This is a genomic window from Streptomyces sp. NBC_01716 (assembly GCF_036248275.1).
Classification (GTDB): Bacteria; Actinomycetota; Actinomycetes; order Streptomycetales; family Streptomycetaceae; genus Streptomyces.
In genome coordinates, this window is the sequence record NZ_CP109181.1 from 2,801,983 (window position 1) to 2,813,339 (window position 11,357).

The 11,357-nt window shown below is 68.8% G+C and carries 10 protein-coding genes and 1 pseudogene; 4 read left to right on the forward strand and 7 right to left on the reverse strand.

The window, feature by feature from the left end; genetic code table 11:
- Positions 1-56: 56 nt before the first annotated feature.
- Positions 57-485 (reverse strand): hypothetical protein, encoded by a 429-nt coding sequence (locus OIE74_RS11965; RefSeq protein WP_329381780.1) that lies wholly within the window; start codon positions 483-485, stop codon positions 57-59.
- Positions 486-588: 103 nt separating this feature from the next.
- On the opposite strand from OIE74_RS11965, the gene OIE74_RS11970 reads away from it, so the two are divergent.
- Together OIE74_RS11970 and OIE74_RS11975 are read left to right on the forward strand one after the other, a co-directional pair.
- The gene (locus OIE74_RS11970; protein WP_329381783.1) at positions 589-1,557 is read left to right on the forward strand and encodes a diacylglycerol/lipid kinase family protein; all 969 of its coding nucleotides are present in this window, start codon (positions 589-591) and stop codon (positions 1,555-1,557) included.
- Positions 1,558-1,874: 317 nt separating this feature from the next.
- On the forward strand, positions 1,875-2,132 hold the full coding sequence (locus OIE74_RS11975) for a WhiB family transcriptional regulator (RefSeq protein ID WP_004937597.1): 258 nt from the start codon (positions 1,875-1,877) through the stop codon (positions 2,130-2,132).
- Positions 2,133-2,305: 173 nt separating this feature from the next.
- Here OIE74_RS11975 and OIE74_RS11980 read toward each other — a convergent pair whose 3' ends face one another.
- Both OIE74_RS11980 and OIE74_RS11985 read right to left on the reverse strand, forming a co-directional pair.
- Positions 2,306-3,799, reverse strand: coding sequence for a histidine kinase N-terminal domain-containing protein (locus tag OIE74_RS11980; RefSeq protein WP_329392261.1), 1,494 nt, complete (start codon positions 3,797-3,799; stop codon positions 2,306-2,308).
- Between the two features lie 296 nt (positions 3,800-4,095).
- A pseudogene (locus OIE74_RS11985) lies at positions 4,096-4,269 on the reverse strand (SIS domain-containing protein); the annotation flags it as partial.
- A gap of 180 nt (positions 4,270-4,449) precedes the next feature.
- Between OIE74_RS11985 and nagB the strand changes: the two are divergent.
- Positions 4,450-5,232 carry a glucosamine-6-phosphate deaminase gene (nagB, locus tag OIE74_RS11990; protein ID WP_329381786.1) on the forward strand — a complete coding sequence of 261 codons (783 nt, stop codon included), beginning with the start codon at positions 4,450-4,452 and terminating at the stop codon, positions 5,230-5,232.
- 76 nt (positions 5,233-5,308) lie between these two features.
- On the opposite strand, the gene OIE74_RS11995 is transcribed toward nagB, so the two are convergent.
- From OIE74_RS11995 to OIE74_RS12010, 4 genes are all read right to left on the reverse strand, one after another.
- A complete protein-coding gene (locus OIE74_RS11995; protein WP_329381789.1) occupies positions 5,309-6,841 on the reverse strand; it encodes a glycoside hydrolase family 3 protein in 1,533 nt (510 codons plus the stop codon).
- A 6-nt stretch (positions 6,842-6,847) separates the two neighbouring features.
- Positions 6,848-7,747 (reverse strand): carbohydrate ABC transporter permease, encoded by a 900-nt coding sequence (locus OIE74_RS12000; protein ID WP_329381791.1) that lies wholly within the window; start codon positions 7,745-7,747, stop codon positions 6,848-6,850.
- Positions 7,744-8,763, reverse strand: coding sequence for a carbohydrate ABC transporter permease (locus OIE74_RS12005; protein WP_329381793.1), 1,020 nt, complete (start codon positions 8,761-8,763; stop codon positions 7,744-7,746). Before OIE74_RS12005 ends, OIE74_RS12000 begins: the two co-directional genes overlap by 4 nt.
- A gap of 164 nt (positions 8,764-8,927) precedes the next feature.
- Entirely contained in the window at positions 8,928-10,229 is a 1,302-nt protein-coding gene (locus tag OIE74_RS12010) for a sugar ABC transporter substrate-binding protein (protein ID WP_329381796.1), read from the reverse strand.
- Positions 10,230-10,509: 280 nt separating this feature from the next.
- On the opposite strand from OIE74_RS12010, the gene OIE74_RS12015 reads away from it, so the two are divergent.
- Entirely contained in the window at positions 10,510-11,274 is a 765-nt protein-coding gene (locus OIE74_RS12015) for a GntR family transcriptional regulator (protein ID WP_329392262.1), read from the forward strand.
- Positions 11,275-11,357: the final 83 nt, after the last annotated feature.

The window sequence follows — 11,357 nt, forward strand, 5'->3', positions numbered from 1 at the left end:
CCGGCTCAGTAGCGTCCGGCGATCGCCGCGTCCGGCCAAGATCGCCCGGACGGGGCCTACGCGCGGTCCGGGCCGCTGATGCCGAGCGCTTCGGTGGTCGTCGGGCTGACGAGCAGGACCAGCGCGGACACGGCGGTCACCGCGAGCGCGATCCCCGCGGGAATCAGCGCACCGTCGGAGGTCAGCAGCGTCCAGGCGACCGGCAGCGCCATGATCTGGGTGGCGACGGCGGGGCCGCGGCTCCAGGCGCGCCGCAGCAGCAGTCCGCGGGCGGCGAGCAGCGGGATGAGGCCGAGGGCGATGAGGGTGAGACCGCCCATCTCGGCCTGCCGGGGGCTGTCGGGCCGCCCGAGCAGACCCATCACGAGCAGGTACCCGCCGCCGGCGACGAGCGCGAGGGCTTCGAGCCCCGCGCAGACGGCGGCGGCGGTCAGCCGGCCGGGTCGCGGGCTCGGGTCTGCGGTGTTCTGGTCTGGGCTGCTCACCCCAGCAGCGTAGCGGCCGGTGCCCGGTGGGCGGCGTGCCCCCGGGCGGGGCGCGGACCGCCCGGGGAGGGGGCAGGGGTCCGTGGCCGGTAATCTCCTCGGTATGCGCGCACTCCTTGTGGTCAATCCGGCAGCAACCACCACCAGTGCCCGCACACGCGACGTACTCATCCACGCGCTCGCCAGCGAGATGAAGCTGGAGGCCGTGACGACCGAGTACCGGGGGCACGCCCGCGATCTCGGGCGGCGCGCGGCCGACTCCGACGACATCGAGCTGGTCGTGGCCCTGGGCGGCGACGGCACGGTCAACGAGGTCGTCAACGGCCTTCTGCACGGCGGCCCCGACCCCGACCAACTGCCACGGCTCGCGGTCGTGCCCGGCGGTTCGACGAATGTCTTCGCCCGCGCGCTGGGGCTGCCCAATGACGCCGTGGAGGCCACCGGCGCCATTCTGGACGCGCTGAGTAACGACAGCGAACGCACTGTCGGCCTGGGACTGGCGGCCGGGACTCCCGGAACCGACGACGAATCAGTTCCTTCGCGCTGGTTCACTTTCTGCGCGGGATTCGGATTCGACGCGGGAGTGGTCGGCCGGGTCGAACAGCAGCGGGAGCGCGGTAAGCGTTCGACGCACGCGCTCTATGTCCGCCAAGTGGTACGGCAGTTCCTCGACGAACCCCATCGCGGGCGCGGCATGATCACTCTCGAACGGCCCGGTGAGAAGCCGGTCGACGATCTCGTCCTGTCGATAGTCTGCAACACCGCCCCCTGGTCCTACCTGGGCAATCGTCCGCTCTACGCGTCTCCGGCCGCCTCGTTCGACACCGCTCTGGACGTGCTCGGGCTGAGCAAGTTGTCGACTCCGGCGGTGGCGCGTTATGCGACGCAGTTGCTCAATTCGACCCCCGAACGGGGGCCGCACGGCAAGCACGCGGTCTCACTTCACGACCTGACCGACTTCACCTTGCAATCGAAGGTCCCTCTGCCCTTCCAGATGGATGGCGACCACCTGGGACTGCGAACGAGCGTGACGTTCACAGGCGTACGCCGTGCACTGCGTGTGATTGTGTGAGTGGAAGTAGAGAAAGTCCTTTCACTCGAACGTTTAGGCCAGCCTCCACCCCATGGAAGTACGGCTGTGACCGAGTCGACACCGAGGAATCAAAAAAAACTTTCCGGAAGGGGTTGTATCCGCCGCCGAGGTTTGCGAATCTCTACATGGCGCTCGGGACGGCCCGCAACACCGGCCTCCGCTGAGCTCCGGAACCCCCTCCTCAAACCAGGACGACACCAGTTCATCTGGGAGTCAGCCCTTCCCTTGCGGGGGGATTCGTGAAAGCGTTCACATTCACAAGCAATCCGCACGTAACACCCAGAGAGGTAGCAGCCATGGACTGGCGTCACAACGCCGTTTGCCGCGAGGAAGACCCCGAGCTCTTCTTCCCCATCGGCAACACCGGTCCTGCGCTGCTGCAGATCGAGGAAGCCAAGGCCGTCTGCCGTCGCTGCCCCGTCATGGAGCAGTGCCTGCAGTGGGCGCTCGAGTCCGGTCAGGACTCGGGTGTCTGGGGTGGCCTCAGCGAGGACGAGCGCCGCGCGATGAAGCGCCGTGCCGCTCGCAACCGGGCGCGTAACGCGACCGCCTGAGCCCCCGCACCGACCTTGAGCTAGGCGGCGCGTACAGCGTGTACGCATAACCCCGCCCCCGAGCCGCAGCGCGCAGTACCCCCCGATGCGCAAACGTCAAAAAGCTTGAGGCCGAGCCCCGGACCGTCACCACGGTCCGGGGCTCGTTGCTGTGAAAGACGTTCAGGAGTCGGTCACTTGTGCGGCTCCACCGGGATGTCGAGGATCACGCGCGTGCCCCGCTCCTGGCCGGGCAGCATGTCGAATCCGCCGCCCAACTCGCCCTCCACCAGCGTCCGTACGATCTGCAGACCGAGATTGCCGGCCCGCCGGGGGTCGAAGCCCTCGGGCAGTCCGCGGCCGTCGTCCTGGACGGTGATGAGCAGCCGGGCGTCCGAACGGCCGCCGTCGCCGGGGCGTTTGGGGCCGCTTCCGCCGCCGCGGACGGCGAGCACCTCGACCGTGCCCTGCTCTCCCGTCGCGAACGCGTGCTCCAGCGCGTTCTGCAGGATCTCGGTGAGGACCATGGAGAGCGGCGTGGCCACTTCGGCGTCCAGGATGCCGAACCTGCCCGTCCGGCGGACCGTCTTGCCGGGTGAGATCTCCGAGACCATCGAGAGCACCCGGTCCGCGATCTCGTCGAACTCGACCCGTTCGTCCAGATTCTGGGACAGCGTCTCATGGACGATGGCGATGGAACCGACCCTCCGCACCGCCTCGTTGAGGGCCTCGCGGCCCTGTTCCGAGTCCATGCGGCGGGCCTGGAGCCTGAGCAGGGCCGCGACCGTCTGAAGGTTGTTCTTCACCCGGTGGTGGATCTCCCGGATCGTGGCGTCCTTCGTTATCAACTCGCGCTCACGCCGCCGCAGTTCGGTGACGTCCCGGCACAGGATCAGCGAGCCGATCCGGACGCCCTTGGGCTTGAGCGGGATGGCGCGCAGCTGGATGACGCCGCCCGTGCTCTCCACCTCGGTCTCGCGCGGGGCGTAGCCGCTGGCCAGTTTGACCAGGGCCTCGTCCACCGGGCCCCGCACCGGGGCCAGTTCGTCGGTGGTCTGTCCGAGGTGGTGTCCCACCAGGTCGGACGCGAGTCCCAGCCGGTGATACGCGGAGAGGGCGTTGGGGCTCGCGTACTGGACGAGGCCGTCGGCGTCGAGGCGGATCAGACCGTCGCCGACACGGGGCGAGGCGTCCATGTCGACCTGCTGGCCGGGGAAGGGAAACGATCCGGCGGCGATCATCTGCGCGAGATCGGAGGCCGACTGGAGGTAGGTGAGTTCCAGCCGGCTCGGGGTGCGGACCGTGAGGAGGTTGGTGTTGCGGGCGATGACGCCGAGGACGCGGCCCTCACGGCGTACGGGGATGGACTCGACCCGCACCGGGACCTCCTCGCGCCACTCCGGGTCCCCCTCCCGCACGATCCGGCCCTCGTCCAGCGCGGCGTCCAGGAGCGGCCTGCGGCCCCGGGGGACGAGGTGGCCGACCATGTCGTCCTGGTAGGACGTGGGGCCCGTGTTGGGACGCATCTGGGCCACGGAGACGTAACGGGCGCCGTCGCGGGTGGGGACCCAGAGGACCAGGTCGGCGAAGGACAGGTCGGAGAGCAGCTGCCACTCCGAGACCAGCAGATGGAGCCATTCGAGATCGGACTCGGTCAGGGCGGTGTGCTGGCGTACGAGGTCGTTCATGGAGGGCACAAGTGCGAGCGTACCCGTGGGGTGAACCTGGACGGCCCGTTCGGCGTGGTCATGGATGGGCTGGAAAATGCCTGCCCCGATCGATGGACAGACGGGAATGGTCTAGTCCACAATGCTTGGGTAAAGCTTCCGTCCTCCCCGCACAGGAGGACGGAACGGGGTAACCGGCGCTCTCTGCCCTGACTGCGTCGATACCTCTCTCACGGCCTTCGTGGCCGTTGCAACTCCGGGCTGCGGTGCCGGACGGGCTGAGGGTCCCGTCCTGGCGCCGCGGCCCGTGGGTGTTTCCGGGGTCCGCGGGCGGCGGTCTCGGCGGCCACGGTACGGATGCGCGGCGCGCCCTCCTCAAGGAGGCGGCGCAGGATCGCCGGCTGTTCGGCGATCTCGGTGGCCATCATCCGGCCCGGCGGATCGGTCGGCGCGAGCCGCGCGGCCTCTGCGGAGGAATTCGTCGCGGACATGCCGGGTGCCTCCAGATGGCTGAGGATGACCGGGGGACGGCGCCCAGAGGGCCCGGACAAGTCGACCACGGGAACCTGTTCTCCCGCCGGCGGAACGGGCCCCGCCGACGTCGCACCCTCTGCTAGATTGGTCTATACCACATTTGTCAGAGGACCCTTCACCAGATCGGCAGGCGCAGCGTGGAAGTTGTCATCGTCCAGGACGCCGACGCGGGCGGCGAACTCATCGCGGAGACCATCGCGGGTCTGCTGCGCCGCAAGCGCGACGCGCTGCTCGGGGTGGCCACAGGGTCGACTCCCCTGCCGATCTACCAGGCGCTGACGGCCAAGGTCCGGGCCGGCGAGGTGGACGCGTCGGGCGCCCGTATCGCGCAGCTGGACGAGTACGTCGGCCTGCCGGCCGGGCACCCGGAGTCGTACCGCTCCGTGGTCCTGCGCGAGGTCGTCGAGCCGCTCGGGCTCGACGAGAGCGCCTTCATGGGTCCTGACGGCGCCGCCGATGACGTACAGGCGGCGTGCGAGGCGTACGACCGAGCGCTCGCCGAGGCCGGCGGGGTGGACCTCCAGCTGCTGGGCATAGGGACCGACGGGCACATCGGCTTCAACGAGCCGTGCTCGTCGCTCGCCTCGCGCACCCGCATCAAGACGCTCACCCGGCAGACCCGGCAGGACAACGCCCGGTTCTTCGACAGCCCGGACGAGGTCCCGCACCACGTCATCACCCAGGGCATCGGCACGATCCTGGAGGCCCGGCACCTCGTGCTGCTGGCCACGGGCGAGGGCAAGGCCGAGGCGGTGGCGCAGACCGTGGAGGGCCCGGTGGCCGCCGTCGTACCGGCGTCCGCGCTGCAACTGCACCCCCACGCCACGGTCGTGGTCGACGAGGCCGCCGCGTCCAAGCTGAAGCTCGCGGACTACTTCCGCGACACCTACGCCGCCAAGCCGGACTGGCAGGGCATCTAGTCACCACCGCATACGTACGACGGAGGCCGGGGACCCCCCAAGGTCCCCGGCCTCCGTCGTGCGTGTGGGCGCGCGCTCAGGCGCGGCCCGTCAGGGTTTCCGCCGCCGCCCGGCCGCAGACGCGCGCGGCGCCGTACGTGGCGATGTGCGGGCTTCCGGTGGGCTCGGCGTGGTTGACCCCCATCTCCACGACGGCCGTGCCGGGGCGGGCCGCGAGGATGCCGTCCAGGATGTCCGCCATCCAGGAGTGCCGGTGCACGTCGCGTACGACGGCGACGATCCTGCGCTCCCCGGCCGCGGCCAGCACCTCGGCCGCGCCGCTCCCGCTGTCGTACGTAGCGGACTCGGTGCCCGGCAGCAGCGCCGCCAGTTCGGCCGCGACACCCCAGGGGGTCTCGTCACCGACGGCGATGTTCCTGGCGGGCGCGAAGGAGGCAACGTAGGGCGCCTCCTTGAGAGGTTCGATCGTCCCCGTCACCCGTACGGCACGGCGCGCGGCGACCAGGCCGATGCCGGCTCCCCCGGCCACGGCGGTACCGCCGATGCCGGGCGCGGTCCCCTCCTGTGCTGCCGCGCCCGGCCCCGAAGCCCCCCTCACCCGGAGCGTCCAGTCGGCGAGGGCGCGTACCCGCGCCGCCGCGTCGGCCAGTCGCTCCTCGGGCAGTTCGCCTTCCCGCACCGCGGCGACCAACGCGTCGCGCAGCCGCAGGACGGTCCCCTCGTCGGACGGGCCGCCGCCGACACAGATCGCGTCGACGCCCGCGGCGATCGCGAGGACGGAGCCGCGCTCCATGCCGTACGCCGACACGATGGCCTGCATGTCGATGCCGTCGGTGACGATCAGCCCGTCGAAGCCCAGCTCCTCACGGAGGAGCCCGGTGAGGATCCGCGGGCTGAGAGTCGCGGGGCGGTCCGGGTCGAGCGCGGAGAGCAGGATATGCGCGCTCATCACCGATTTGGAACCCGCGGCGATCGCCGACCGGAAAGGTGCCAGCTCACGGGCGTGCAGTGTGTCGGAGTCGACATCGATGCGCGGCATCGCGTGGTGCGAGTCGACCGCCGTGTCGCCGTGTCCGGGGAAGTGCTTGGTGCAGGCCGCGACCCCGGCGGACTGGAGTCCTTCCACATAGGCGGCCGTGTGACGGGAGACGAGCGCGGGATCGGCGCCGAAGGAGCGGACGCCGATGACCGGGTTGTCGACGTCGGAGTTGACGTCGGCGCACGGCGCCCAGTTGAAGTTGACGCCGCACGCGGCGAGCCTGCCGCCCAGCTCGTGCGCGACCGCCCGGGTGAGGTCGACGTCGTCGACGGAGCCGAGCGCGTAGTTGCCGGGGAAGGACGACCCGTCCCGTACTTCGAGACGGGTGACGTCGCCGCTCTCCTCGTCGATGGCGACGAGGATGTCGTCCCGCTCGGCCCTCAACCGGGCGGTGAGCGCGGCCACTTGGTCCGGTGAGCTGACGTTGCGGCCGAACAGGCCGACGGACGCGAGACCTTCGCCGATGCGCCGCAGCAGCCAGTCCGGGGCCGTGGTGCCGCGGAAGCCGGGCTGGAGGACCGCGAGGGCGTCGCGGGTCAGCGTGTCCGGGCCGTGCGTGAGAGTGGTCATCCGGCGCTATCCCTTTACCGCGCCGGATGTCAGACCGGTCGCCATCTTCTTCTGAATGATCATGAAGAACACGACCACGGGCAGCGCGATCAGGGTCGAGGACGCCATCAGCGCCCCGTAGTCGGTGCCGCGTTCGGTGGTGAACGTCATGAGCCACACATTGAGCGTGTACTTGGAGTTGTCGTTGATCAGGATGTACGCGAAGAGGTACTCGTTCCACGCGTTGACCAGGGCGAAGATCGACGCCGCCGCGAGGCCGGGGGCCAGCAGCGGGAAGATCACCCGCCGGAAGGCGCCCATCCGCGTACAGCCGTCGACCATGGCCGACTCCTCCAGCTCCACCGGGATGTTCACGACGAAGCCGCGGATCATGATGATCGCGAACGGCAGGGTCGACACCAGGTAGACGATGATCAGGCCCCAGTACTCGTCCAGGCCCCCGATCGCGTTGAGCTGGGCGTAGATCGGGATCAGCATCGCCGTCGGCGGCAGCATCTGGACGAGGATCAGCACCATCAGCAGCGCACGGCGGCCGAAGAATCGGAACCGGCCGATGGCGAGGGCCGCCAGGGTCGCGATGATCATGCCGCCGACGACCGCGGTGACCGAGACGATCAGGCTGGACTGGACGGCGGTGGCGAAGTTGGGCTGGTCGACCGCGCGGGCGAAGTTGTCGAAGGTGATCGACGACGGCCACAGCGTCTGGTCGTAGGACCGGATCTCGTGGTTGGGCCGCAGCGAGCTGATGACCAGCCAGTACACCGGGAACGCCATGACGACGGCGAAGAGGAGGCCCAGTACGTCGTAGACGCCGCGGGTCTTCTTGCGGTCCGGACGCAGCTTCTGCTTGGCGACCGGGGGCGTGGCCGGGACGGGCGCGGGAGCGGTGGAGGTTGAGGTGCTCATTCGACCTCTCCTGTCTTCATCAGCTGACGCAGGTAGAACACGGCCACGCCGGAGAGCAGAAGGACGGTGATCAGGGCGATCGCGGTGCCCTGGCTGAAGGAGGTGGACTCGAAGGCCTTGGAGAAGGAGTAGAGGCCGAGGGTCTCGTACTCAGGTTCGGGCTTGTTGCCGCGCAACAGCCAGATCTGGCCGAATACGTTGAAGTCCCAGATGACCGAGAGCGTCGTGACCATGACGAAGACCGGGCGGATGACGGGCCAGGTCACGAAGCGGAACACGCCGGTGACGTTGGCACCGTCGAGGGCCGCCGCCTCCTCCAGCTCACGGGGGACCTGGGTGAGGGCCGCGTACAGCGTGATCACGACGAACGGGACGGCGCCCCAGACCACCAGCAGCGTGATGATCCCGAAGCCCTGCCAGGGGTCGAGGAACCAGTTGTGGCCGAGGAAGTCGTCGCCGGCGACCTTGGCTATCAGGGTGTTCAGCAGGCCGTAGTCGGAGTCCGACAGCCAGCGGAAGATCGAGGCGGCGACCATCAGGGGCATCGACCAGGCGGCGATCAGTGCCGCGGTCAGCGTCAGGCGCACCCAGGTGGAGAGCCGCGTCATCATCATGGCGACCAGCAGGCCGAGCGCCATGGTGAGGCCGACGCAGACGACCATGAAGAGGACGGTACGCCCGGTGACGGACCAGAATTCGGAGTCACCGAGGATGTTGGTGAACTGCTCGAAGCCGACCCAGGGCGGTGACTCCCCGGTCCACAGCTCGCGCCGGCCCATGTCCTGGAAGGACATGATCACGGTCTTGGCGAGCGGGAAGGCGTAGACGGCGGCGATGGCGACGATCGCCGGGAGGATCAGCAGGAAAGGAAGGAGTTCGCCCTTCTTGCGGCGTCTCTTCCCGGGTGCCCCGGCCGTCTCCTTCGCCGGGCCCGGCCGGCCGGCTGTCCCTTTCGGGTCACGCGGTACCGGGGGCGCCGGCGGTCCGGCGGCCTCCTGCGTGTCGGCAGCAGTCACGTGACTGACCTTCCGTTTCATTCTCTGCACCGATTCCGCGCCCGAAAGGGCGGGGAGCGGGGGCCCGGTGGTGACCGGACCCCCGCCCGCCCGCCGTTGAGCCGACGGGCCTCCGGGGGCGGGGGCGCCGGAGGCCCCAGGTCCTGAGGTCAGGACCCTGGGGGTCAGGACTCTTCGTTGATCAGTTCGTTGATCTTCGAGTCGGCCGTCTTCGTGGCGTCGGCCACGGAGTCACCCTTGAGGATCGACAGGAGCATGTTCTCCAGGACCTCCTCCTTCTCGATGGAGGTCCAGCCGGGCGCGATCGGGGTGAACCACGCGTCGGGCACGGCGTTGGCGATCGGCGCCGTCTCCGGCTTCGCCTTCAGCGGCTCCAGCTGCTTCTCGTTGTTCGGGAGGATGTTCTTGCCGGCGAGGACGTCCATGGACTTCTCGCTGGTGAACATCGAGACCCAGTCCTCGGCCAGGTCCTGGACCTTGGACTTGCTGGTGATGGCGAGGTCGGAGCCGCCGATGAAGGAGGGCAGCGCCTTGCCGTTCGGGCCGGGCATTCCCGCGGTGAGGATCTTGCCCTCAAGCTTCGGGTTGCCGTTGTTCTCGCCGTCGATGACGGAGCCGGACTCCCAGCCGTTGCCGTAGATGAGGGCCGCCTTCTCGTTGGCCATCACATTGGCGTGGTCCTGCTCGTCCTTCGTCAGGTCGGCCTTGTTGTACTTCTTGACCAGGTCGATGAAGTGCTGGATGCCCTTCTGCGCCTCGGGCGAGGAGAGCGTGCCCTTCCACTCCTTCGCGCCCTCGTCGTACTCGGCGATCTTGCCGTCGTACGCGGCGACGTAGGACATCGCGGCGTACCAGTAACGGCCCGGGAGGTAGAGGCTGGAGGAGCGCTTGTCCTTCTTGCCGTTCTCCTTCGCGACCTTGTCCATGGCCGCGAGCATCTCGTCCTCGGTCTCCGGCAGCGTGTCGAGGCCGGCGCCCTTCTTGAGCATGTCCGTGTTGTAGATGGCCACGCGCGCACCGGCGTAATACGGCACGCAGTACTGCTTGCCCTCGAAGGTGCAGGTGTCCTTGAGGCCCTGGATCCAGGTGTCCGAGTTGTCATACTTCTTGGGATCCACCTCGGCCACGGCGCCGTTGAGGATGTACTGCATCGTCTCGGTGTTGCCGAGCTCGACCACGTCCGGGAACTTGTCACCACCGAGCGCGGTGTCGAGCTTCTTGGCCTTGTCCGCCCACTGCTGGTACTGGACGTCGACCTTGACGTTCGGGTACTTCTCCTTGAACTGCGCGTTGACGTCCTTGACCAGTTCCGGCCAGGTGCTCTGCGCGTCCACCATCAGCCAGACGGTGACTGTGTCCTTGCGGTCCTTCGGGTCCTTCGCCGAGTCACTGTCGTCGGATCCACACGCCGCGACCGAGAACATCATGCCCGCGACGCCGATCGCCGCGATGAGCTTGCGCTTCACGCCACCCTCCTCAGGGATTCCTGCAACCCCCTCCCCACCGCGAAGACTTACGACGAGTACCACCGGGGCTGGGACCTGGTCTTTAATGGTTTAGACCAGTACGGGGAGCTTGGCCTAGACCTTTAGGGGTGTCAAGGGTGTATAAGAGGGCTGTCGTGTCCGTTATCGGACCGACACCTGGATCGGGGAGACGACCCACGACCGGACCGTGCCACCATGTGAGCCGCGACAGACGGAGGAGCCGGTGACGGCAGCAGCGCAGGACTCGGGAAGGCAGACCATGGCCACGGAAGGGGGCGGCACCGAGAGCGAGAACGGGGCAGCCACCCGTACCGCACGCGTACCCAAGTACTACCGGCTGAAGCGGCACTTGCTCGATATGACCGAAACGCTTCCCCCGGGCACGCCCGTACCGCCGGAGCGCACCCTGGCCGCCGAGTTCGACACCTCGCGCACCACGGTGCGCCAGGCGCTCCAGGAGCTGGTCGTCGAGGGGCGGCTGGAGCGGATCCAGGGCAAGGGCACCTTCGTGGCCAAGCCCAAGGTCTCGCAGGCGCTCCAGCTCACCTCGTACACCGAGGACATGCGCGCGCAGGGCCTGGAGCCGACCTCCCAGCTGCTCGACATCGGTTACGTCACCGCCGACGACACGCTCGCGGGACTGCTCGACATCACCGCCGGCGGCCGCGTGCTGCGCATCGAGCGGCTGCGGCTGGCGAGCGGCGAGCCGATGGCCATCGAGACCACACACCTTTCGGCCAAACGTTTCCCCGCGCTGCGGCGCTCGCTCGTCAAGTACACGTCGCTCTACACGGCGTTGGCGGAGGTGTACGGAGTCCATCTGGCGGAGGCCGAGGAGACGATCGAGACGTCGCTGGCGACACCGCGCGAGGCGGGGCTGCTCGGTACGGACGTGGGCCTGCCGATGCTGATGCTCTCGCGGCACTCGATCGACACCGCTGGGGAGCCGGTGGAGTGGGTGCGCTCGGTGTACCGGGGCGACCGGTACAAATTCGTGGCGCGGCTGCGGCGGCCCACCGACTGAGTCCGGCAACAGCCCACGCCAGGGCGGGCGTTGAGCAACCGGCGCGCGCGTGGGGCACGTACAACGTTGTCTTACCGAAACGC